The organism is Novosphingobium sp. AAP83, assembly GCF_001295795.1.
In the GTDB taxonomy this organism is placed as follows: Bacteria; Pseudomonadota; Alphaproteobacteria; order Sphingomonadales; family Sphingomonadaceae; genus Novosphingobium.
This window is the reverse complement of record NZ_LJHY01000057.1, coordinates 14,940-37,885: the sequence shown is the minus strand read 5'-3', so window position 1 is coordinate 37,885 and position 22,946 is coordinate 14,940. Positions and strand designations below refer to the sequence as shown.

General features: G+C 60.0%; 25 protein-coding genes. 12 read left to right on the top strand and 13 right to left on the bottom strand.

The features are described 5' to 3' along the window. Position 1: 1 nt before the first annotated feature. Both IP81_RS17230 and IP81_RS17225 read right to left on the bottom strand, forming a co-directional pair. A complete protein-coding gene (locus tag IP81_RS17230; protein ID WP_054109237.1) occupies positions 2–820 on the bottom strand; it encodes a DUF815 domain-containing protein in 819 nt (272 codons plus the stop codon). Beyond that, positions 817–2,535, bottom strand: coding sequence for an acyl-CoA dehydrogenase family protein (locus tag IP81_RS17225; RefSeq protein ID WP_054109236.1), 1,719 nt, complete (start codon positions 2,533–2,535; stop codon positions 817–819). Before IP81_RS17225 ends, IP81_RS17230 begins: the two co-directional genes overlap by 4 nt. Positions 2,536–2,597: 62 nt before the next feature. Here IP81_RS17225 and IP81_RS17220 point away from each other — a divergent pair, with 62 nt between their 5' ends. Beyond that, entirely contained in the window at positions 2,598–3,545 is a 948-nt protein-coding gene (locus IP81_RS17220; RefSeq protein WP_054109235.1) for an L-threonylcarbamoyladenylate synthase, read from the top strand. Positions 3,546–3,548: 3 nt separating this feature from the next. On the opposite strand, the gene IP81_RS17215 is transcribed toward IP81_RS17220, so the two are convergent. The 9 genes from IP81_RS17215 to hemE all read right to left on the bottom strand — a co-directional run bounded on the left by IP81_RS17215 (position 3,549) and on the right by hemE (position 12,234). Continuing rightward, positions 3,549–3,893 carry a hypothetical protein gene (locus IP81_RS17215; protein ID WP_054109234.1) on the bottom strand — a complete coding sequence of 115 codons (345 nt, stop codon included), beginning with the start codon at positions 3,891–3,893 and terminating at the stop codon, positions 3,549–3,551. Positions 3,894–3,984: 91 nt separating this feature from the next. Next, on the bottom strand, positions 3,985–4,740 hold the full coding sequence (locus IP81_RS17210) for a head GIN domain-containing protein (RefSeq protein WP_054109233.1): 756 nt from the start codon (positions 4,738–4,740) through the stop codon (positions 3,985–3,987). A 301-nt stretch (positions 4,741–5,041) separates the two neighbouring features. Further along, positions 5,042–5,569, bottom strand: coding sequence for a CarD family transcriptional regulator (locus IP81_RS17205; protein WP_054109232.1), 528 nt, complete (start codon positions 5,567–5,569; stop codon positions 5,042–5,044). A gap of 325 nt (positions 5,570–5,894) precedes the next feature. Further along, positions 5,895–6,233, bottom strand: a complete 339-nt coding sequence (fdxA, locus tag IP81_RS17200) for a ferredoxin FdxA (protein ID WP_054109231.1) — start codon at positions 6,231–6,233, stop codon at positions 5,895–5,897. Then, positions 6,230–6,538 (bottom strand): RNA-binding S4 domain-containing protein, encoded by a 309-nt coding sequence (locus tag IP81_RS17195; RefSeq protein WP_054109230.1) that lies wholly within the window; start codon positions 6,536–6,538, stop codon positions 6,230–6,232. Before IP81_RS17195 ends, fdxA begins: the two co-directional genes overlap by 4 nt. 13 nt (positions 6,539–6,551) lie before the next feature. After that, a complete protein-coding gene (locus IP81_RS17190; RefSeq protein WP_054109229.1) occupies positions 6,552–9,092 on the bottom strand; it encodes a helicase-related protein in 2,541 nt (846 codons plus the stop codon). A gap of 175 nt (positions 9,093–9,267) precedes the next feature. After that, a complete protein-coding gene (rho, locus tag IP81_RS17185) occupies positions 9,268–10,524 on the bottom strand; it encodes a transcription termination factor Rho (RefSeq protein ID WP_054109228.1) in 1,257 nt (418 codons plus the stop codon). Between the two features lie 152 nt (positions 10,525–10,676). After that, the gene (locus tag IP81_RS17180; RefSeq protein WP_054109227.1) at positions 10,677–11,120 is read right to left on the bottom strand and encodes a CopD family protein; all 444 of its coding nucleotides are present in this window, start codon (positions 11,118–11,120) and stop codon (positions 10,677–10,679) included. Positions 11,121–11,208: 88 nt separating this feature from the next. Beyond that, positions 11,209–12,234 (bottom strand): uroporphyrinogen decarboxylase, encoded by a 1,026-nt coding sequence (gene hemE, locus IP81_RS17175; protein ID WP_054109226.1) that lies wholly within the window; start codon positions 12,232–12,234, stop codon positions 11,209–11,211. Positions 12,235–12,582: 348 nt separating this feature from the next. Between hemE and IP81_RS17170 the strand changes: the two genes are divergently transcribed. The 11 genes from IP81_RS17170 to IP81_RS17125 all read left to right on the top strand — a co-directional run bounded on the left by IP81_RS17170 (position 12,583) and on the right by IP81_RS17125 (position 19,150). Further along, positions 12,583–13,425, top strand: coding sequence for a pyruvate, water dikinase regulatory protein (locus IP81_RS17170; RefSeq protein ID WP_054109225.1), 843 nt, complete (start codon positions 12,583–12,585; stop codon positions 13,423–13,425). After that, positions 13,422–14,009 carry a nucleoside triphosphate pyrophosphatase gene (locus IP81_RS17165; RefSeq protein WP_054109224.1) on the top strand — a complete coding sequence of 196 codons (588 nt, stop codon included), beginning with the start codon at positions 13,422–13,424 and terminating at the stop codon, positions 14,007–14,009. Before IP81_RS17170 ends, IP81_RS17165 begins: the two co-directional genes overlap by 4 nt. Continuing rightward, positions 14,006–14,863: a shikimate dehydrogenase gene (aroE, locus tag IP81_RS17160; protein WP_054109223.1), complete on the top strand. Its 858-nt coding sequence runs from the start codon at positions 14,006–14,008 to the stop codon at positions 14,861–14,863. Before IP81_RS17165 ends, aroE begins: the two co-directional genes overlap by 4 nt. Next, complete coding sequence (gene coaE / locus IP81_RS17155) at positions 14,860–15,465, top strand: dephospho-CoA kinase (protein ID WP_054109222.1); 606 nt, start codon at positions 14,860–14,862, stop codon at positions 15,463–15,465. Before aroE ends, coaE begins: the two co-directional genes overlap by 4 nt. 48 nt (positions 15,466–15,513) lie before the next feature. Next, positions 15,514–16,203, top strand: a complete 690-nt coding sequence (dnaQ, locus tag IP81_RS17150) for a DNA polymerase III subunit epsilon (RefSeq protein ID WP_054109221.1) — start codon at positions 15,514–15,516, stop codon at positions 16,201–16,203. A gap of 46 nt (positions 16,204–16,249) precedes the next feature. Beyond that, positions 16,250–16,834, top strand: coding sequence for a ribosome hibernation-promoting factor, HPF/YfiA family (gene hpf / locus IP81_RS17145; RefSeq protein ID WP_054109220.1), 585 nt, complete (start codon positions 16,250–16,252; stop codon positions 16,832–16,834). A gap of 190 nt (positions 16,835–17,024) precedes the next feature. Continuing rightward, on the top strand, positions 17,025–17,486 hold the full coding sequence (locus IP81_RS17140; protein WP_054109274.1) for a PTS sugar transporter subunit IIA: 462 nt from the start codon (positions 17,025–17,027) through the stop codon (positions 17,484–17,486). Continuing rightward, a complete protein-coding gene (locus IP81_RS17135) occupies positions 17,446–17,967 on the top strand; it encodes a PaaI family thioesterase (RefSeq protein WP_082356273.1) in 522 nt (173 codons plus the stop codon). The genes IP81_RS17140 and IP81_RS17135 overlap by 41 nt, the downstream gene beginning before the upstream one ends. Further along, positions 17,967–18,308: a DUF1491 family protein gene (locus IP81_RS17130; RefSeq protein WP_054109219.1), complete on the top strand. Its 342-nt coding sequence runs from the start codon at positions 17,967–17,969 to the stop codon at positions 18,306–18,308. The genes IP81_RS17135 and IP81_RS17130 overlap by 1 nt, the downstream gene beginning before the upstream one ends. 74 nt (positions 18,309–18,382) lie before the next feature. Then, the gene (locus IP81_RS21550) at positions 18,383–18,517 is read left to right on the top strand and encodes a hypothetical protein (protein WP_255352443.1); all 135 of its coding nucleotides are present in this window, start codon (positions 18,383–18,385) and stop codon (positions 18,515–18,517) included. 9 nt (positions 18,518–18,526) lie between these two features. Beyond that, a complete protein-coding gene (locus tag IP81_RS17125; RefSeq protein ID WP_054109218.1) occupies positions 18,527–19,150 on the top strand; it encodes a cell wall hydrolase in 624 nt (207 codons plus the stop codon). A 297-nt stretch (positions 19,151–19,447) separates the two neighbouring features. Here IP81_RS17125 and purH read toward each other — a convergent pair whose 3' ends face one another. Then, a complete protein-coding gene (purH, locus tag IP81_RS17120; RefSeq protein ID WP_054109217.1) occupies positions 19,448–21,037 on the bottom strand; it encodes a bifunctional phosphoribosylaminoimidazolecarboxamide formyltransferase/IMP cyclohydrolase in 1,590 nt (529 codons plus the stop codon). A gap of 10 nt (positions 21,038–21,047) precedes the next feature. Next, the gene (locus IP81_RS17115) at positions 21,048–22,946 is read right to left on the bottom strand and encodes a heparinase II/III family protein (RefSeq protein WP_054109216.1); all 1,899 of its coding nucleotides are present in this window, start codon (positions 22,944–22,946) and stop codon (positions 21,048–21,050) included.

Here is a 22,946-nt window from a genome sequence, read left to right as displayed (position 1 = left end):
GTTAAGCCAGCGAACGCTCCGCACGGCCTGCCAATTCATTGACATATTGCCACGCCACGCGGCCAGAGCGGCCGCCGCGCCGCTTGGACCATTCAAGCGCATCACCCTCATCATAGGCCAGCCCGTAGTGCGCGGAATAGCCTGCGATGATCGCGAGATATTCGTCTTGCGTGCAATTGTGGAAGCCGAGGCTGAGGCCGAAGCGATCAGCCAGCGCGAGGCGATCATCGACGGCGTCGCGCGGGTTGATCGGATCGTCTTGTTCGGACAGATGCCGTTCGACAATGGCGCGGCGGTTTGAGGTGACGGCAAGGCGGACATTGGCCGGACGCGCTTCTACGCCGCCTTCGAGCCATGAGCGCAGCTTGCGTACGCCCGATGTATCGCCTGCATCAAAGCCCAGATCATCGAGGAACACGAGGAAGCTGCGATTAACGCCGCGCAGCACGCCGAACAGATCGGCAAGTCCTGCGTCGGGGCTGGCCTGCACCAGCGCAATCGAACCAGGCAGAGCGGTTTGGGCCGCCAGTGTGGCCGCGCGCAGCAGCGCTGATTTGCCCATGCCGCGCGATCCCCATAGCAGCATATCATGCGCCGCTGCCCCGCGCGAAAGCCGCGCGACGTTTTCGACCACTGCGACCTTCTGTTTATCGATCCCCTGCATCAGATCGAGCGCGGGGGCGTCCAAGCGGTCAATCCCGCGCGCGGCCTTGCCATCCCAGATATAGGCGAGGAAGGCATGCCAATCGGATTGCGGCAAGGGCGCAGGCGCTAGCCGTTCAAGCGCTTGTGCGATGCGGTTCAACAGTTCTTCGTTCATCCTGCCAAGGCTTCGCTATCCAGATCATAGAGCAGCGCTGCGCCAGCCATCGCCGATGACCCAAGCCCGCGCGCTTCGGGCACGATCACGCGGTTGAAGAACTTGGTAACTGCCGTTTTGGCATGAAGGCCCGAGGCGCGCGCCTGACAACCCAGTTGCCAACCAGCCACCGCAACAGCGCACATCGTGGTGAAGGGGACAGAGCCTGCGAGTTTATCATCGAGCGATGCGGTCGTGCTCATCCATTGGCCGATGGCGGCGGCGTCTTTGGCAAGCGCGGCCACTTCGGGCACATCTTCCATCTCGGCCGCGATTTGCGCCATCAGGCTTTGCAGCACGCCGCCATTATCATAGCCCAGTTTGCGGGTGACGAGATCGGCGGCCTGAATGCCGTTGGTGCCTTCATAGATCGGCGCAATCCGCGCATCGCGATAATGCTGGGCTGCGCCGGTATCTTCGATGAAGCCCATGCCGCCGTGAACCTGAATGCCGAGGCTGGAGACTTCGCAGCCGATATCGGTGCCCCAGGCCTTGAGCATGGGCACGAGCAATTCCGCACGCTTCTGCGCATCTTCATTACCCAGCGTGCCACGGTCGACTTGTCCGGCAGTGTAATAGAGCAGCGCGCGGGCGCCCTCGGTCAACGCGCGCATCCGCATCAGCATGCGGCGCACATCGGGGTGTTCGATAATCGCAACGGGTGACTTATCGGCCGATCCGGCGCGGGCGGACTGCACCCGGTCCCGCGCATAGGCGCTGGCCTGCTGCAAGGCGCGCTCGGCAATCTGCACACCTTGCGAGCCGACGTTTATGCGCGCCGAATTCATCATCGTAAACATCGCGCGCAAGCCGCCGTTTTCGTGGCCGACCATCTCGCCAATACATTCACCGGCATCGCCATAGGACATCACGCATGTGGGCGAGGCGTGGATGCCGAGTTTGTGTTCGATCGAAACGCAAGTGACATCGTTGCGCGCACCAATGGAGCCATCATGTTCCACGTGGAACTTCGGCACGATGAACAGCGAAATGCCGCGCGACCCTTCCAGTGCGCCGGGCGTGCGCGCCAGCACGAGGTGGACGATGTTATCCGCCACATCATGTTCACCGAAGGTGATGTAGATCTTGGTGCCGGCGATGCGGTACTTTCCGGCGTGAGGGCCTTCGGTAATCGGAGTGGCGGTGGTGCGCAGCGCGCCGACGTCTGATCCGGCTTGAGGCTCGGTCAGGTTCATCGTACCCGACCATTCACCGCTGACCAGTTTGGGCAGATAAAGCGCCTTTTGCGCATCCGAGCCGTGATGATCGAGCGCTTCAATCGCGCCAACGGTGAGCATCGGCAGCAGGGTAAATCCCATGTTGGCTGCGCCCAGCGTTTCCAACGCGGCGGTGGCGAGCGTGAAGGGCAGGCCCTGGCCGCCAAACGCTTCGGGTCCGGCGATGGAGCCCCAGCCCTGTTCGACAAAGGCTTTGTAGGCGGCAGCATAACCTGCGGGCATTGTGACCGCACCATCAGCCCACTTTGCACCGACTTTATCACCGACCAAATGAAGTGGTGCCCATTCACCGGCTGCAAAAGCGCCAACGCCTTCGACAATCGCCTCGACAAGATCGGGGGAAGCCGCTGCAAAGCGTTCGCTGGCGGCAATTTCTTCGATGCCTGCGCTCACCTTGATGGCGAGGATCTGATCGGCGGTTGGCGGTGTGAATGGCATCGTGTGTATCTCCTGGCGGGCATAGCTTGCGCGGCCTGTTAAGGACCCTATAGCGGGAAGCTATGGAGCCGACAAAGCCTTCCAAAGTGCAAATGGCCGACAGCGAAGGCCTATCACGTGCCGCGCAAGTGATCCGCGCCGGTGGCACTGTCGCCGTGCCGACCGAGACGGTCTATGGCCTTGCCGCGCGGGCCGATGATGATGCAGCGGTCGCGGGCATCTATCGCGCCAAGGGGCGTCCCGATTTCAACCCGCTGATCGTCCATGTGGCTGACGCTACGGCAGCCGAGCGTCTGGCGGTATTTGATGACCGTGCCAATGCGCTTGCAGAAGCGTTCTGGCCGGGCCCGTTGACGATGGTTCTAAACAGGCGTGACGATGCCGGATTGGCTGCTGCGGTAAGTGCCGGGCTGCCGACGGTGGCGCTGCGTTGCCCCGCGCATCCGGTGATTCAGGCGCTGTTGAAAACTTGTGGATTGCCGCTGGCCGCGCCGTCGGCCAACCGTAGCGGCGGTGTGAGCCCGACCAGCGCCGCCCATGTGGTTGATTCGCTGGGGCAGCGGGTTGATCTGATTCTGGATGGCGGAGCGACCGAGCAGGGCATTGAATCGACGATTGTTGCGCTGCGCGAGGATGGTAGTTGGGCTATTCTGCGCCCCGGCCCGATAACCGAAGCGCAAATCGCGGCGATACTGGGCGGGGGGAGTGCCGCCATGACGTCATCCAAAATCGAAGCGCCGGGGCAATTGGCCAGCCACTATGCGCCGGGCAAGCCAGTGCGGCTTGAGGCTGTGCAGGCCGAAGCGAATGAATTCTTGATCGGGTTAGGCGATGTGGCTGGCGATGTGTCGCTGTCGGTTACTGGCGATCTGGCAGAAGCGGCGGCGCGGCTTTATGCCTGTTTGCATCTTGGTGCGGCGGCGGAGCAGCCTTGCATTGCCATTGCACCAATCCCCGATGACGGAATCGGTTTGGCGATCAACGACAGGCTGCGCCGCGCGGCGGCCTGAATATCAGTTGCGTTCGTAAGGGACGGAACTGCGCATGGCGCTCATTTCGCCATAGATTTCGCGCGCGGTATCGCAGGCGTCATCACTGCCGCGATCACACTTGCGCATGGCCCGGTCATAATCGCGCGACAATTCGCCATAACGCTCTTCACGCTGGCGGATTTCGCGGCCACGGCGTTCATCACGTTCAGACTGGCTGACGGTGACGCGGTCATAGACGCCCGCAGTGGTATTCACCGCATTGGCGCCTGCGCGCACCGGCATGGTCACCAGATCAAAAGCGCTTTTGGCGGCACAGCCCGGCAGAACAGCCAGGACCAGCGCAACACCGGCAATCCGTAATCTCATGCGACATCCCCTGATACCATGCCGCGATGGTTTAGCAGGCTGAACATTGACAATACATGATCAATCACCGGGCAAGTAGCACGTAGCGCGATCATTCCTTTTCAGGCGTAACGCCGTTTTCACAGACCAGCTTGCCCGATCCAACCGCGTTGACCGTGCAGGTAGCGCGACCGAACACGCGCACTTCGCCCGAGCCCACGATGTTGGCGCGAACATTGCCGTTCGAGGCAAAGCGCGCGTTGCCCGAACCTGCGACATCGACTTTGACTTCATCGGCGTTGAGGCCGTCCATCTCGGCATCACCACTGCCTGCAACGGTGATTTTCATGGCCTTGGCTTTGCCGCCTGCGCGCAATGTGCCCGAACCGACCACATCGACATCAAGCTTGGACGTATCAATCGCACGCGCTTCGACAATACCGGCACCGGCGATTACGATCTTGCTTTCCGCGCCGCCCAGTTGATCGGTGGTAAGATTGCCCGGTCCTGCCAAAACAATCTCGCTGAGCAAGGGCAAGGTGATATTGACCGTGGCAGCGCGCGATGATGCGCCCATCTTCCAGTCATTACGCAAGATTCCCAGCCCGCCTTCGGACAGCGCGAAACGCAGCTTGTCCGCACTTTCGCCCTCAACGGTAATCGTCAGCTTGTCACCACGGGTCACGCGCACATTATCAGGGCCAAGCAGCGTGATCGTGGTGGGGGCGGGGCCGGTCATGTCCAGTTCGGCCAGAGGCACGCCCTTCTTGCCATCGAACGAGAAGTTTGCCCCATCACACCCGGCAAGCGCCGTGGCGAGACCCAACAGCGCAACACCAGCGACGGCACGAATGAGCGTTTGCAACATGACCATATCCCTCTTTACTGTATTACCGTTATAACACGGTGATCGGGTGTGCGCCACGTCGTTGGTGGAGCGGAGCGGGGCGTTTATCGGACTGCGCTACAACGAAGGGTTTCGCGCAGACGAAGCAATTCAGGCCGGTTGTGTGTATATCTGAATTGCTTCTTCCCGCTTTGCGAGACTCGCAATGACGAGTGGGGAAATGATACGCAGGGGTGTTTTTGCAAACGACATGACCGGCCACAAAAAAGGCCTCCGGTTTCCCGGAGGCCTTTTTTTGCGACGCTAAGCCTGCGATGCGGCGTTATGCCGGTGTTTCGTAGTACTTTGGCGCGTGTTCATTCAGGATTTCGAGGATCTTCTTGAGCGCGGCAGGCTCATCGGTCTTTTCCATGGCGGCAAGTTCACGCGCGAGGCGTGACGAGGCCGCTTCGAAGATCTGGCGTTCGGAGTACGATTGTTCGGGCTGGTCATCAGCGCGGAACAGATCGCGGGTCACTTCGGCGATGGAAACGAGATCGCCCGAGTTGATCTTCGCTTCGTATTCCTGGGCGCGGCGCGACCACATGGTGCGCTTGACCTTGGGCTTGCCCTTGAGCGTATCAAGCGCTTCACGCAGCGTCTTGTCAGACGACAGCTTGCGCATACCGATCGATTCAACCTTGTTGACAGGAACGCGCAAAGTCATGCGCTCTTTTTCAAAACGCAGCACATAAAGCTGGAGCTTCATGCCTGCGATTTCTTCGTCCTGAAGTTCGACCACCCGGCCGACACCGTGCTTTGGATAAACGACGTAGTCCCCAACATCGAAGGCGAGAGCCTTGACTGCCATTGGTATTCCTTTCGACGCGGCAAAGACAAGCCAGCGGTCACGGGGTGCTTCATCGGGGAGAAAGCAATCAAACGCCGCCTATCCGGCGGTCGTGCGAGGCCCAGCGATCCGTTTGCTTTTGTCGTCTTGCCTTCTCGTGGTGAAAAGACGCCAGAGAGGCAAACCCCCCAGCGCTAGGGCAGCTTACTAACACTTATGCAACAATTTTACCAGCCCCGTGTGTGCACTGCACAGGAAATCGTTTGTTGCCGCCATAAAGGCGGCAACATGACCGTTTGGGGGCTGGTGTCAGGCCCTGTTTAAGAGCCGCGTGGTAAGCGTCAGATCAATCGCCTTCGCCGGGTTCGGCCGAGAAGTACTTTTCGAACTTGCCCTCTTCACCCTTATGCTCATCAGCATCGCCGGGCGCATCCTTCTTGGCGGTGATATTTGGCCATTCCGCCGAGTATTTGGCGTTCAGCTCAAGCCACTGTTCAAGGCCTGATTCGGTATCGGGCAAGATCGCTTCGGCGGGGCATTCGGGTTCGCAAACGCCGCAATCAATGCATTCGCTGGGGTTGATTACCAGCATGTTGTCGCCCTCATAGAAGCAATCGACGGGGCAAACCTCGACGCAGTCCATGAATTTGCAACGGATGCAGGCATCTGTGACGACGTAGGTCATAGTGAATTTCGTCCCTCAGTATCTCTTTGAAGCCGTGCTAGAGGCGTTTCCCCCAGATCGTCAAGCACCCGATAACATCCTTGCGCTTCAATTGCCGGGCCGCGCCGTTCGGGAATGCTGAGAAGCTGGATCACACGGACGCGGGTGGGAAGGGGCAGAACCAGCACATCGCCGCATTTCACATCGGCGCTTGGCCGTTCGATGCGCCGGCCATTAAGGCGGATATGGCCACTGGCCACCCATTCTTGTGCCATCCCGCGTGATCCGGAAAACCGCAAGAACCATAAGACCTTGTCGATCCGCAAAGACGCCTCTCCCCTATCGTGCCACAAGTTCTGCCAAGGCGGCAAAAGCCCCTGTTGGTTGCGGCAAAGAAATCGCTTCAGCCGCAGCACCGGGGCGTACCGGTCGCCATTCCCACAGCGGCGGCATGGCAGGCCCATATGCGCCCTGGGGCAGGGGTCTGCCCATGAACACGCGAAAGCCGCCTGCCCGGAGCAAGCCTGCAAAACTCGTGGTGGACAGCCCCATCGAGCGTGCCGTACCGGGATCGATATAGAACCGGCGGCCTTTGGCATCCATGCGGGTGCTGTGCGCGGCGTGAAGCAGCTTTTCGGCCAGATCGACGCGCAGGCATTCCACGCCAAACCGGCGGTAGCCTACGGGCGGTTCTTTCGCGCTGATCACCGGACTGGCGGTTTCAGGCGGGGCTGGTGGTCGCGCACCCCAAACAGTGGCCAACGTGACCCAGAGATTTAGCGGCGCAGGCCGCAACATGGCAGGCACGAACAGATCGAGCGCGCCGATCCGCACGCCCAGTTTTTTCATGGCTCCACGTTGTGCGGCATCAAGCCGGTCCAACCCTGATTCATCGCGCGGCAAAACGCCGCCTGCCTCAACCAGATGAAGCAGCAAGGCGCGAAGGTTGGCACCGGATTCAGTGGCGCGGCTTGCTTCTGCCAGCTTGCCGAGCGGCCCCAACAGCCGCTGCACATGGCCTGCAAACCAATCATCCAGAGCATCCACAACCCGGCCTTTAAGCAGGGGAGGGAACCGGTCCAGCGTTGCGTCGGGCTTGATACGCGGTTCAAGCAAGCCACGACCGCGTTCCAGTTTGGCAACGGTAATTCCGCGCCAGACAAACGCGGCGTTTTGTAATGCGAGACCGTCAGCCAGTCTGGCGCTCTCCAGCAGTTCCACAGCGCGCGTTTCAAACAGCGCTGGCAAGTGTCGCTCTGCCGCTGCGAGCAAGAGTTTGCGGTCTGCCGCACGGGCCATGGGATCGACCACGAAGCGGAAGCCTTCGAGGTGGCCGATAGGTTCATCATCGACCAGCACCGCGCCCGAATCTGACAAACGCACCGGCAAAAGCCCGGCGTCGGAACCGGCCTTGCGCATCAGAACCGTGGTGCGGCGATTGACGAAGCGTTCGGTGAGACGCGCATGCAGGGCGTCGGACAGCCGTGTTTCCACTGCGCGGGCACGGGCTGACATCTCGTCCTTAGCCAGGACCCAATCGGCGCGCTGGGCGATGTAGGACCATGACCGGATTGCGGAAATGCGACCTTGCAGCGTATCGATATCGCCCGACGGAATATCAAGCTGGGCAATGGCCTGCGCCACAAAATCCGCGCCAAGATAACCATGGCGCAAATCCTGCCACAGCCGCGCGACGAAGCGACTGTGGGTTTCTGCGCCTTGCTGGCGGAAATCGGGCAGGCGGCACACATCCCAGAAGCGTTTGACCGCGCGCGTCCCGCGAATATCGGATGTGTCCGGCTCTTCGGACAAACGCTTTAACACCGCCAGATCGATGGATTGTGGCGGGATGTGTAGTTCGCTGCGCGGTGGCAGGCTTTCAAGGTCTTCGATCAGCGTGGCAAGGCTATCGAAGCGCGGCTCGGCCTCACGCCAGAACAGCTTAGTTAGCGGCGGAAAGCGATGCTCTTCAATCGCATAGATTTCTTCTTCGCTGAATTCAGGATCATGCCCGCCCATTCCGGCAAGTGTGCCGAACGTGCCATCGCGCTGGTGACGGCCTGCGCGGCCTGCAATTTGCGCCATTTCTGCGGTGGTCAACCGGCGGTGGCGGTGGCCATCGTATTTGGAAAGGCCTGCGAAGGCGACGTGATGGACATCAAGGTTGAGGCCCATGCCCACAGCGTCTGTTGCTACCAGATAATCAACCTCGCCCGATTGGTACATCGCAACCTGGGCATTGCGCGTTTGCGGAGATAGCGCGCCCATGACCACGGCGGCACCGCCGCGAAACCGCCTCAGCATTTCAGCCATGACATAGACTTGCTCGGCACTGAAGGCGACAATCGCGCTGCGCGGCGGGATGCGCGACAGCTTTTTTGCGCCGACATGGGTGAGCGTGGAAAAGCGCGGGCGTGAGATGATCTCGGCCTCGGGGACCAGCGCCTTGATCATCGGCTGCAAGGTGGATGACCCCAGCAGCATGGTTTCTTCGCGGCCTCGGGTATGGAGCAAGCGGTCGGTAAACACGTGGCCGCGTTCAGGATCGGCCGAGAGTTGTGCTTCATCAAGCGCGATGAAGGCAAGATCGGGGCGTGATGGCATGGCTTCCACCGTACACAGATGCCAGCGTGCGCCTTTGGGTTCGATCCGTTCCTCGCCGGTTATCAGCGCGACGTTTTCAATGCCCTTGATTGCGCAGACCCGGTCATAGACTTCGCGCGCCAGCAAGCGCAGCGGAAAGCCTATGGCGCCTGAGGAATGGGCGCAGAGGCGTTCAATCGCGAGGTGGGTTTTGCCGGTATTGGTGGGGCCAAGCACCGCCTTCACCACGCCGGTATGCGTAGGTCGCCTGATCTGCGCTGGCGTGCGGTTGGCCATGGGCTGAATGTGGCGGGCTTGTTGCCGGTTAACAAGCGCGGGGGATGGATTTATCCCCTGCCCGAATGGGTGGGGGGGGGAAGAAGGGGCTGGCCCGACAACAAACCCACCCCCGACCCCTCCCGTAAACGGGAGGGGGGATTGGCAAAAGGCCCGGATTTCTCCGGGCCTTGGGTTATTGATTCATCGTGGCGAAGAAATCTTCGTTGGTCTTGGATTCCTTCATCTTGTCGAGCAGGAATTCCATCGCGTCGATTGTGCCCATCTGCATCAGAATGCGGCGCAGAACCCACATTTTGCTGAGCTGGTCCTTGGCAACCAGCAGTTCTTCCTTGCGGGTGCCGCTCTTGCCCACATCAAGCGCGGGGAAGATGCGTTTGTCAGCGACCTTGCGGTCAAGCACGATTTCCGAGTTGCCGGTGCCCTTGAATTCTTCAAAGATCACTTCGTCCATGCGGCTGCCGGTATCGATCAGGGCGGTGGCGATGATTGAGAGCGAGCCGCCCTCTTCGATGTTGCGCGCAGCACCGAAGAAGCGCTTGGGGCGTTGCAGGGCGTTGGCATCAACACCGCCGGTCAGGACTTTGCCCGATGAAGGCACCACGGTGTTGTAAGCACGGCCAAGGCGTGTGATCGAATCGAGCAGGATCACCACGTCGCGCTTGTGTTCGACCAGACGCTTGGCCTTTTCGATCACCATTTCAGCCACTTGTACGTGGCGGGTGGCGGGCTCGTCAAAGGTTGAAGAGATGACCTCGCCCTTCACGCTGCGTTGCATGTCGGTAACTTCTTCGGGGCGTTCATCGACCAGCAGGACGATCAGGAACACTTCGGGATGATTGTCTGTGATGGCCTTGGCCATGTTTTGCAGCAGCACGGTTTTACCGGTGCGCGGCGGCGCAACGATCAATGCGCGCTGGCCTTTGCCCTGCGGGCTAACCAGATCGATCACGCGGGCAGACTTGTCCTTGACCGTGGGGTCAAGCGTATCAAGCCGCAAACGTTCATTCGGGTAAAGCGGAGTGAGGTTATCGAAGTTGACGCGGTGGCGCACTGCATCGGGATCATCGAAGTTGACCTTGATCAGGCGCGTGATCGAGAAATAGCGTTCGCCATCCTTGGGGGCGCGGACTTCGCCCTCGACGGTATCACCCGTGCGCAGGCCCCATTTGCGGACCTGATTGGGCGAAACGTAAATATCGTCAGGACCAGCGAGGTAATTGGCTTCGGGGCTGCGCAAGAAGCCAAAGCCATCGGGCAGAACTTCGATGGTGCCGATGCCGAGGATTTCCTCGCCATCTTCGGCCATTTCCTTGAGGATCGCGAACATCAGATCCTGGCGGCGCAGCGTGCTGGCGCCTTCGACCTCAAGCTCTTCGGCCATCTGGACCAGCTCTGCTGGGGTTTTTTTCTTCAATTCTTTCAAATGCATATCACGTGTGTCCAAAGCGGAAGCTGGAAATGGCCGGAAGCCTCTGAGGGGCTTGGAGAAAGCAAGAGGGCGGCTGCATCGGGGCAGCGCATCTGTTTCCGGTGGATCGCGGGATATGCCGGTAGGGCGGGTTAGTCAATGAAACTGTTGGATCAGAATGGCTTTACGATCACCAGAATGACGATCAGTGCAGCGGCAATGCCGGGGATTTCATTCAGGAGCCGCAGCTTTTTGCCGGTGAGTTTGCGCTGTCCGGCAGCGAGCAGTTGGGCGTAATTGGCCAACCAGAAGTGGTAGGCGGTCAGCGCCAGAACAACCGCAAATTTGGCGTGAAACCAGCCTTGCTGGAAGGCGTCGATGTTGAAAGCGAGCGCCATACCGAGCACCCAGACCACGACCAGCGCGGGCCACATGATGATTTTCATCAGCTTGCTCTCACGGTCTACCCAAATCGCGCTTTCAGGCGAACCTTCGGGCGCTTCTTGATGATAGACGAAGAAGCGGGGCAGCATGAACAACCCCGCCATCCAGAAGATCACGAAGATAAGGTGGCCGGCCTTCAGCCAAAGATAGATCATCGCCAATACCTGCTGCATGAGTTGCGGTTCCGCTACGCTTGCTTCGACGCCCCACCGTTATTTCGGCGGGACATGAACAGTTTGCAAGGGCCGCGAAAGGGCAGTTTTACCGCGACCAGCCCCGCACTATCTTCAGCAATTGCTCGACATGGTCAATCGGGGTGAACTGGCCGATGCCGTGGCCCAGATTGAACACATGCGGGCGATCAGCAAAAGCTTCGAGCACGCGGATGGTGTGTTTTTCAAGCTCTGCGCCGCCCGAAAGCAGCAGCAGCGGATCGAGATTGCCCTGAACCGGCATGTTCGCGGGCAATTCGCGCGCGGCCCACAGCGGATCGATGGTTTCGTCCACGCCCACCGCATTGACGCCGGTTTCACGGGCATAAGCAGCCAGCTTTTCGCCCGCGCCTTTGGGGAAACCGATGACGGGAACATGCGGATAGCGGCGCTGCATTTCGGCGGCGATTTTGGCGTTGGGAGCAATGACCCAGCGTTCGAATTGCGCAGGAGCAAGACTGCCCGCCCATGAATCGAACAATTGCAGGCCTTCGGCACCCGCTTCGACTTGGCCCGAGAGATATTCGATCGTTACATCAGTGATCGCATCGATGATCGCCTGAAAAGCTTGCGGATCGCGATAGGCCATTGCGCGGGTATCGTGATGATCACGGCTGCCTTCGCCTGCGACCATGTAGGTTGCAACGGTCCATGGACTTCCTGCAAAGCCCAGCAACGTCGTCTCAGGGCTTAACTGGGCCTTGACCTTGGCCACGGTCTCATAAATTGGCGAAAGACGCTCAGGCACGGCTGTGAGGCTCTTCAGCGTGGCATCGATGAGCGTTGGCGAAAGGTGCGGACCTTCGCCTGCGAGGAACTGGAGATCCTGACCCATCGCATAGGGCACGATCAGGATATCGGAAAACAGGATCGCGCCATCAAAGCCGAACCTGCGGATTGGCTGCACCGTAACCTCGGCCGCCGCATCGGTATCATAGACCAGCGCGAGGAACCCGCCGCGTTCAGCGCGCAGTTCACGGTACTCGGGAAGGTAACGCCCGGCCTGACGCATGAGCCAGATCGGACGACGGGCAAGATTGGCACCTTGAAGCGTATCGAGAAGTGGGCCGGGCATTGCGGGTTTCGATCCATTCTACTTAAACAAGATTCTTAGAATCAGGTTGATGATAGTTGTTGGCCCTGTGGAAAGCGGGGATGACGACGGTCTGCCCGATTTGTGAGTCAGTTTCCACCCTTTTTCCCGGCTGCGACTCTGCCCGGAATTGGGTCAAGAGAAAGTTCTCAACGCTCTCCACAGGCTGGGGACAAGTTAGCGGAGCTGTCGATAAGCGGGGGTCAAACGGGCCGGAAAGAAGCATGGAATTACCGCTTCAACTTGTCCCCGGCTCTGTCCCGTGGTTTATCTCTCCTGTTTCCACAGGTTCATCCCAAGATAGGGCAGACCCTCCAAGAAAGCGCCAAAATGCAGCGTTTGCACCTGCACCTCCTATCTGATTCCACCGGCGAAACGCTGGAGATGATCGCCAAGGCGGCGCTGGCCCAGTTCGACGGGGCTGATGTTGTGCGCCACTTCTGGCCAATGGTACGTTCAATGCAGCACCTTGACCGTATCATGGGCGAAATCGCTGCAAACCCGGGGCTTGTGCTTTATACACTAGTCAATCCCGAAACGCGCGAGCGGCTGGAAAAACGCTGCGTCACGCTGGGCCTGCCCAGTGTTGCCGCGCTTGATGCGGTGACCGATGCGCTGGAGCAGCAACTTGGCGTGCAGGCCAAAGGCCGCCCCGGTAGGCAACACATCATGGACGAAGCCTATTTTGCGCGCGTTGACGCCATCCAGTTCACTATTGCCCATGATGATGGCGTGAACTGGGAGAATTGGGAGGAGGCCGATATCGTGTTGGCGGGCGTTTCGCGCTGCTCCAAGACGCCAACGTCGATCTATCTGGCCAATCGCGGGTATAAAGTGGCCAATATCCCGATCGTGGTGGAAAGCCCGCCGCCTTCGATGCTGTTTTCGCTGGGCCGTCCGCTGGTAGTGGGGCTGACGACAAGCCCGGAACGCCTGATCGCGGTGCGGCGCAACCGGCTCTTATCGCTCAATCAAGCGCCCGAAACAGCCTATGTGGATAACGATCATGTGAACCGCGAAGTGCAGTATGCGCGGCGGATGTTTGCCGATAACGGCTGGCCGGTGATCGATGTATCGCGCCGATCGATCGAAGAGACGGCGGCCGCTGTGATCAATTTATACAATGAACGTGCCGCTGCTGGCGGCAATAGTGATGGTGTAAAACCGATATGACTCTTGTTCTGGCCAGCCAAAGCGCTTCGCGCAAAATGATGCTGGAAGCCGCCGGCGTGCCGTTTGAAGCGCGCGCAGGCGATGTGGATGAAGGCGCGATCAAACGCGAACTGATCGGTGTGCCGCCTGCCGATATCGCGATGGTTCTTGCCGAAGCTAAAGCACTAGCCATTTCGGTCAGCATGCCCGGACGGCTGGTGCTTGGCGGGGATTCGCTGGTTGAAGTGGGTGGCCGCTTGTTTGACAAACCGGTGAGCCGCGAAAACGCTGCTGAACATCTGGCGTTCTTTTCCGGCAACGAAATGCGACTTCATTCCGCTGCGGTGCTGATGCGTGACGGGCAGTGCATGTGGCGTCATACCGAATGCGCGCGGCTTCGCGTGCGCAGCCTTTCCGACAGCTTTATCCAGAGCTATCTCCACAGGGAATGGCCCGCAGTCTCAGGCTGTGTCGGCGTGTTCCGGATGGAGGCACTGGGCGCGCAATTGTTTGAATCGGTCGAGGGCAGCCATTTCACCGTTCTGGGTATGCCGCTGCTGGCGCTGCTGGGCGCGCTGCGCGATCTGGGCGAGCTGGAAGCGTGAGCCAGCCTTATGCCGAGGTGATCGGTGATCCGATTGCCCAATCTAAATCGCCAGTAATCCATGGTTTCTGGTTGGAGAAGCTGGGCCTGCCCGGACGCTATGACCGCGCTCATGTAACGGCAGAGGGGCTTACCGGTTATCTGGCAGGGCGCAGGAGCGATCCCGATTGGCGCGGTTGCAATGTGACGATGCCGCACAAGCAGGCGGTGATCCCCTTGCTCGATCGGCTTGATCCGCTGGCGGCGCGGATTGGCGCGGTAAACACGATTGTTCCCGAAGAGGGCGGGCTGGTGGGCTACAATACCGATGCGCCGGGCTTTCTTGAACCGTTACAGCCGCTGCTGGCGCAAACGCATTACTTCCGCATGGCCCGCGTTTTGGGCACAGGCGGCGCGGCGCGCGCGATCATTGCGGCACTGGCCGATGCGGGCATGGTGATCGTGCTGTCAGGGCGCAATGTGGAGAAAGCGCGGGCGCTGCTCGATGAGCTTGATCCCAAGGGTGAACACCACGTCGCTCCGCTTGATCACTTTGCCGATGCCACCGATTTTGCCTTTGATGATCGGACGAGCTGCCTTGATCTGGTGGTCAATGCGACGGCCCTTGGCATGACCGGCCAACCGCCGCTGGTGTTTGATATAAGCCATGCCCCGCCGGGGTCGGTTTTCTACGATATCGTCACATCACCGCTCGAAACGCCATTCCTCAAGTTGGCTAGAGGTTCGGGATTTGCCACTGTTGATGGCCTTTCGATGTTGATTGGCCAAGCCGACCATGCCTTCCGCCGCTTCTTCGGGGCGACCCCGCCGCGCGGGGAAGCTGATGCCGAACTGCGCTCAAGGTTGCTGGCATGAGCCGCCCGTTCATCGCAGGACTCACCGGTTCTATCGGCATGGGTAAATCGGCGGTGGCGCTGATGCTGCGTGAACTGGGCGTGCCGGTGTTCGATGCCGATGCCGCCGTGCACCAGTTGCAAGGGCCAGGTGGCGTGCTGCTGCCCGCGATTGAAGCCGCGTTTCCTGGAACGACCGGTCCCGAAGGCGTCAAACGGCAGGAGCTTGGCGCAAAAGTCTTCGGTGATCCTGTTGCGCTCAAACAGCTTGAGGCGATTGTTCACCCCGCCGTTGCGCAAATGCGTGAGGCGTTCATGATCGAGCATATGGGCGAGGGCCTGGTGGTATTCGATATTCCGCTGCTGTTCGAAAAGGGCCATGGCGCGGATCTTGACGCGGTGATCGTCGTTTCTGCGCCCGCGCATATGCAACGGACACGTGTGCTGGCCCGCCCCGGGATGACGCCTGAAAAGTTTGCGCATATCCTTTCGTTGCAAGTGCCCGACGCGGAAAAACGCGCCCGCGCCACCCATGTAATCGACACCGGGGTAACGCTGGAGGAGACGCATGCGCAAGTGGCGGCACTGGTCACCGCTATCCGTGAAAAAAACCCGCACCATTAACCCCAACGCCCCTTGCCAGCCCCCTTATGCAGGTCCACATATCCGATAATGCGTGAGATCGTTTTCGATACAGAGACGACCGGCCTCGATCCAAGATCGGGGGATAGACTGGTGGAAATCGGCTGCATCGAGATGATCAACCGGGTACCTTCCGGTGCGGTTTATCATTGCTATTTCAATCCCGAACGCGATATGCCGGCCGAAGCCGAGGCCGTGCACGGGTTGTCCATCGCGTTCCTTTCGGACAAGCCCAAATTCGCTGAAAAAGCGGGCGAATTCCTCGAATTCATCCAAGATTCGCCGCTGGTTGCGCACAATGCCGGGTTCGACTTCGGCTTTATGAACAACGAGCTGGAAATGTGCGGGCTTACCCCCGTCAACAGGGACCGGATGGTGGACACCGTGGCGATTGCCCGCCGCAAACATCCCGGTGCCAAACTCAGCCTTGATGCGTTGTGCTCACGCTATGGGATCGACCGTAGCCACCGCACCAAGCATGGGGCGCTATTGGATGCGGAACTGCTCGCGCAGCTCTACGTAGAGTTGCAGGGTGGACGGCAGATCGGGCTCGAACTTGCGGCAGAAGCAAGGATGCTGTCCGAACAGCCGGTGATCGGCACGTCGTCGTCGGTTACCCGCACTTTCCGTTCCCCGCGCCCGCATAGTGCGAGCGAGGAGGAGCTTGCCCGTCATGCCGAATTCATGGCGGGATTTAGCGAGCCGATCTGGTCACGCTGATGGTGTGATTGGGCTGGTTCGCCTGAGTACACAGGAGAAGTGAGATATGGATATTCGCGTTTCGGGACACCAGGTCGATACCGGCGCTGCCTTGCAGACACATGCCGAGGAACGTCTTTCCGCCATCGTCGACAAGTATTTCTCCCGAGCGATTTCCTCCCATGTCACGATGGGAAAAGCACCACATGCCGGATTTCGCTGCGATATCGTCACGCATGTGACCAACGGATTGATCCTGAAAGGCGGTGCTAGCGCGCAAGACGCCCATGCTGCGTTCGATCAATCGGCTGACAAGATCGAAAAGCAGCTTCGCCGCTACAAGCGCCGCTTGACCGCGCGCCACGAAAACGCCGATCACGCGCGCAAGACCGATGAATCTAACCTTATCGTGCAGGACGCAACGTATACCGTGTTCGCGCATGACGAGGCGAGCGAGGATGAACCGGCCGATGCGCCTTTGGTGATCGCCGAAACCCGCGTCGATGTGCCAACGGCAACGGTGGCCGATGCGGTGATGATGCTCGATCTGCGCAACACCAACGCCTTGATGTTCAAGAACCTTGGTACAGGCGCACATAACATGGTCTATCGCCGTGGTGACGGTTCGATTGGCTGGGTTGAGCCCAAGTAAACGTGGAGCCCAAGTAAACACAGGCATTTTCAACCGGTTTGCCAAAAGGGGGGAGGCGCTTGCGCTCTCTCCCCAATTGTTTGACACAATTACAACCGCCGCTTTGCTCTTGCGTTCCCCCGCATTCGGGCGCATTGCGCGGCCCAATTCACCGTGCCTTAGCACTTATGTGATTACATCTATCCGCACTATGACGGCTTTGTTTACCCTTGATCCACAGGCCGTCCGCATGGTTCGCGCCGATAGCAAGCAGCAGATCCTCGCCGATCTCTCGCGCTGCTTTGCGCAGGTGTATATGCTTGATGGCGAAGCGGTGACCGACGGAATTGACGAGCGCGAGAAGTTGGGCAGCACCGGATTTGGACGCGGTGTGGCCATCCCGCATGCGCGGATTGATGGACTGGAGCGCCCGGTTGCGGCATTTTTCCGGCTTGAAAACCCTGTGGAATTTGCCTCTGCCGATGGCATGCCGGTGGATTGCGTGTTCGGATTGCTTTCACCATCGCAAGCAGGCGCCACGCATTTGCAGGCGCTGGCGGCCATATCGCGGATGATGCGCGATGAACGCATGCACGAACGGCTCATTTCGGCCCCCAATGCCGAAGCGCTCTATGGCCTGCTGGTCAATGTCCTTGACCGTGACGCCGCCTGATTCAAACGCTGGAAGCGGAGATAGCGCATCGCTGCATTGGCGGGCGCTTGAAGGGCTTTATGGTTCTGCTCCGGTGAACGATCTGTTTGAATCGCGGTTGGAAGTGGTGGCAGAAGGCATCTCGCGCATCCATTTCAACGTGACGCGAAGCTGCTTTCACGCAGCCGGGGCAGCGCATGGCACGATCTATTTCAAGATGCTCGATGATGCTGCGTTCTATGCGGCCAACACGATGGTGACAGACCGATTTTTGCTGACCACATCGTTCAACTTGCTGTTCACCCAACCGATTGGCGAAGGGCCATTGATTGCGGAAGGTCGCTGGATTTCGGGCCGCCGCCGGGTTCTGGTAGCCGAAGCGCGGTTGATTGATGCACATGGTGAGGAAGTGGGCCGTGGCACTGGCACCTTCCAGCGTTCACGCATCCCTTTATCCAGCCTTGAGGGCTATAATGCGGGCCTGCGCGAAGCGTTGAAATAGTGGAAAACCGGGTCCCTGCACATATAGAAGTTTCAGGATTGCTCCGCACGGCGCAGGCTGGCAATGATTTTGGCATGGTGCTGCATAAGGGGGAGCGTGATGGCGGCACGATCCTTATTGTTACGCTGGATAATCAGGGTCTTGGTTCGTTGTTTGAGCGGATGCCTCAGTTGGATGGCAGCCGGAAATGGGTGCAAGTAAAGGTTCAAGCGCCTGATAATAAAAGGGAATTTGAAGATTATCTAAGCCGCCGCATGGCCCAGGACCGCGATGTGTGGATAGTTGAACTGACTGTCGCAAAACCGGAACAGTTCATCCGGGACAACCTGTCGCCAAGGTGAACAAGCCTTGACACTACGGCGTTGCACAATAAAGGCACCTCATCGATTTTGCGCAGGCGGTGATGGAAGGCGATATGGCTGACCGCATTGGCACGCAGACGGGGGGCAACCGACATGGCCCTTCGGCATCTCGCTCCCGCACTTTGCCATCCGGCCTTGTGCGTCAGGGCTTTTTGCCGCGCCATGGCTGGAAGCTCACCGCACTTTGACGACGATTTATGAGCAAGAAATTCCGGTACGCTGCTACGCTTAGCCTGGCTGCGACTTTTATCACAACGCTTCTCAGCACAAGTGGATCCCATGCCAGTGCGCAAGGGTTCAACGCTCCGGTCGCCATTGCGACCACGTTTATCTCCCAGCCGGTTATCCAGGCAGTCGCCCAAGCGACGCCCGATGATACCGCAGAGTCGCTTCAGGACGCGATTGCCGCATCCTCGCTGGCCAATCTGGTAGAGAACACCCAAGCCCCCGCCGACCTTTCCAAAGAACTGGAATGTTTGGCCGGAGCCATCTTTTTCGAAGCCAAAAGCGAAACACTGGCTGGCCAGCTTGCGGTTGGCCGCGTGATTATCGCGCGCTCACAATCAGGCCGGTTCCCCGCATCCTATTGCGGCGTGGTATACCAACCTTCGCAATTCTCGTTCATTCGTGGCCGTTCGATGCCCTCGATCAACCGCAGCAGCCGTGATTGGCAAGATGCGGTGCGGATCGCCGTAATTGCGGATAAGGGTACATGGAAAAGCCCGGTTGAAGGCGCTATGTTCTTTCACGCAGCGCATGTCTCACCCCGCTGGGGCAAGACGCGCATGGCGAAGATCGACGGTCATATCTTCTACCGTTAATCGCGTTTTTGACGTGACATGAAAAAGGCCGGTTCCCGTGGTGGGAGCCGGCCTTTTTCGTGGACAATAAAGCAGGGGTTTCGCGCAGAGGCGCAGAGGAGGCAGGGGGCGCAGAGAGGTTGTACCTGCGGCAAGGCCGCTCCCAATCTTAACGCTGTCCAAAGTGCAAACCTTGGCGATGGAAAGCAGGCCTTACAGCACTTTCTTGTCTCAGCGCTCTCTGCTTCCTCTGCGTCTCTGCGCGAAACAAAAAGGCCCACGCCGAGCCCCTCCCGCAAGCGGGAGGGGGCATCACGATCAATGGCGGAAGTGGCGCATGCCGGTGAAGACCATTGCGAGGCCTGCTTCGTCTGCGGCCTTGATGACCTCATCATCGCGCATGGATCCGCCGGGCTGGATCACGCAGGTCGCGCCTGCTTCCACCGCGGCCATCAGACCATCGGCGAAGGGGAAGAACGCATCAGAGGCGACGGCAGAACCGCTTGTGCGCACTTCGCTAAAGCCATGCGTATCAGCGGCTTCCTTGGCCTTGGCCGCAGCAATGCGCGAGGAATCGCGGCGGTTCATCTGGCCTGCACCGATCCCGGCGGTAACGCCTTGCTTGGCATAGACGATGGCGTTCGATTTGACGTGCTTGGCCACGGTCCATGCAAACAGCGCATCGGCCAGTTCCTGTTCGGTCGGCGCGCGCTTGGTGACGACCTTGAGATCGGCCTTATCCACTTTGCCACAGTCGCGGTCTTGCACCAGCAAACCACCGGCGATGGGCACGGTGACCAGACCCTTGCGATCGGGATCGGGAAGACTATCGACGAGTAGCAGGCGCAAGTTCTTCTTGCGTTCAAAAGCGGCCTTGGCGGAATCATCAGCGCCCGAAGCGACGACCACTTCGGTGAAGATTTCGCAGATGGCATTGGCGGTGGGGCCATCCAGCGGCACGTTGGTGGCAACGATGCCGCCAAATGCCGAAACCGAATCACATTCCAGCGCGGCTTTCCACGCCTCGAGCAGCGTATCGGCCGTCGCGACGCCACAAGGGTTGGCGTGCTTGACGATGACGACTGTTGGCTTGGCTCCGGTGAATTCGGCGACCAGTTCCAGCGCGGCGTTGGCGTCATTGTAATTGTTGTAGGACAACTCCTTGCCCTGAATCTGCGTGGCTTGGGGCAGGCCGGTGACCGCAGGATTGCGGGGCACATAAAGCGCTGCGTCCTGATGCGGGTTTTCGCCATAGCGCAGCGTGGTGACGCGGGTGTGCGCAGCGGCCAGCACGGGCGGGAAATGCTCTTGCTGGTCAACTGTGGCAAACCACTGCGAAATCGCGGCGTCATAAGCGGCGGTCGCGGCATAGGCTTTGGCTGCCATCTTTCGCCGGAACGCAAGCGTGCTGGCGCCGCCGGTTTCATCTAGCTCGGCCAAGAATGCGGCATAATCGGCGGCATCGGTCAGGATCGTGACATAGCCATGATTCTTGGCGGCAGAACGTACCATCGAAGGGCCACCGATATCGATGTTTTCGATTACTTCATCGCGCTGAGCACCTTTGGCGACAGTCGCTTCGAAGGGGTAGAGGTTGACCACGACCAGATCGATGGCGCCAATCGCATGTTCTGCCATGGCGGCGGCATGTTCGGGATTGTCACGCACAGCGAGCAGCCCGCCATGAATCGTTGGGTGCAGCGTCTTGACGCGGCCGTCCATCATTTCGGGGAAGCCGGTGTGTTCGGACACGTCCTTGACCGTGAGGCCCGCATCGCGCAGCGCCTTGGCGGTGCCACCGGTCGAGAGCAGTTCGACACCGCGCGCGGCCAGAGCCTTGCCCAGATCGACAAGGCCGGACTTGTCGGACACTGATAGCAGCGCCCGCTTGATAGTAACCGTCGTCACGTGGAAATTCCTATCTCATCTTCTTGAGCAGCCAGGAGAAACTCTCACCGCTGCGGGGAACTTTGGCAGAGATCACCAATTGGCGTGTGCCGATAGGGCGTCCCTGTCCATCTGCCCAGAGGCTTTCCTCGATCGTGATCGCATCGCGGCCAGACCGGAACTGCCACAGGCTGCCGTCTGACAGGGCGAGCGTCATGCCTTTCCCGTCAGAACTGGCGGCCAGCTCGATATGGGGGCCAAGGTGAAAGCGCAAGACGACGCCGATGGTTCCGCGCTTGCCTTTGCGGCCTGCTGGTACAAGGAGATCTTCGCCACGCAATTCGCTGCCATCATCGCGCAGGATCAGGATGCGGCGATGGACAAGGCCATAGCGCCCGACATAGCCGTTGTGGCTGGCCTCGATCCGCGTTGCGCCGCTGCCGGAGCTGTTCGGGCCGGAGCTTTCTGCCGAGAGGGTGCGGCGGTCCACCTCAACCTCGGAAACGCCCGAACCCAGACGGCCATTGATCAGCACGGCGGTGGAGTTGAATTCGTCAATCGTCAGCGTGGAATGCGCGCCCGTGCCGCGCAGGCCTTGTTCCAAGCGCAGCGGAATCAAGCCGCCTGCAAAAGCCGCACCGCCACAATTTACGAAGATGCGATCATGGCCATGGCTGAATTCGAAGGCGAGCGTGGAAGCGCAGCCATCGCGGGCGTGGCGCGCGACCGGCGGCGGCCCTGCATCGAATTGCAGCACGGCCTTGCCAGCGGTGGCGCGCTGATAGCCCCACTGGCGCGCATCGCGCAAAGGCCGCGCGCGCACACCGGTGATCTTGATCAGCGTTTCGATCCGGTCGGCATCAACTGCGCCTGCGCCCTGCCAATTGCCAAGGCCGCCATCGCCATGGAGCAGCGCCAGCAGCGGCGGCACCAGCAGGTTCAGCATTGTGCCGATTTGCGGCAGCGGTTCGGCGCGCACCGATTCATAGCAGGCGCGCAAGCTGACCAGCAGTTCGATCGCTTCGATCTGGCACAGCGGGCTGCGCGAGAGCACGCCGCCATCATCGCTGACCAGTTCGCCCAGCGCACGCACTAGACCCGCTTCACCAAACAGGCGGCGCGCTTTTCCATCGGCCAGAATGAGCCCGGCGGCGACCAGCGCGCTCCACCCGGCTATTTCGGCCAATTGGTCTTCCGCTTTGCCGACATGGCGATCAAGCCAGCGGGCGGTTTCATCCACGGCGTGCAGCACGCGGTTGCGGACCGAGCGATCCTGCCCTGACAACACCAGCGGCGCATGAACCAGCCAGTTCAGCAAGCGGTGGCCGACGTTGCCGATATCCCACGCAGGCGTTGGATTGGGCTTGGGATTGGCGTCAAGCCAGGTGGAGGTAATCCGTTCGGCGACTTGCGTACATTGCGAGCGTTGGCCGCCCGATTCCAGATCGCGCAGCCAGCGGAAACCGTGGACCATGCGTTCAAACGCAGGCGGCAGGCGTGGCCCGGAAAAGGCCGTATCGGCAATCGGCGATTTAAAGCCGTGGACCAGAAAATGCCCCGCACGCAAGGCCTTGCCCGCTGCCGCATCGCCGGGGAGCGGGTTGGTGACCGTGGCGGTCAATTGCGTTTTGGCGCGTTTGCGGAAAGGATGGATCGCGCTGACGGGCAGGCCAAGGCTATAGGCAAAGCGGATCAGCCGGTCGCCTGCCCCTAGCGAAGGGGGGGCAAAATCAGCGAGCGCCAAGGCGCGGCCGGGTTCAACCGCAGCGGAATTGGCGAGCAACGCGGAACCCTCTTCTGTCTGGCGGTAGCGGTCCTGCGATTTGGCCAGCGGTTCCTCCTTCGTTGGATCAAGCGGCAAAGCCGGGCGTGCGGATGCCGCCGTCGCCGCCGGGCGGCTTCCAAGGGTGGAAAAGCCGCCGTCCAGCAT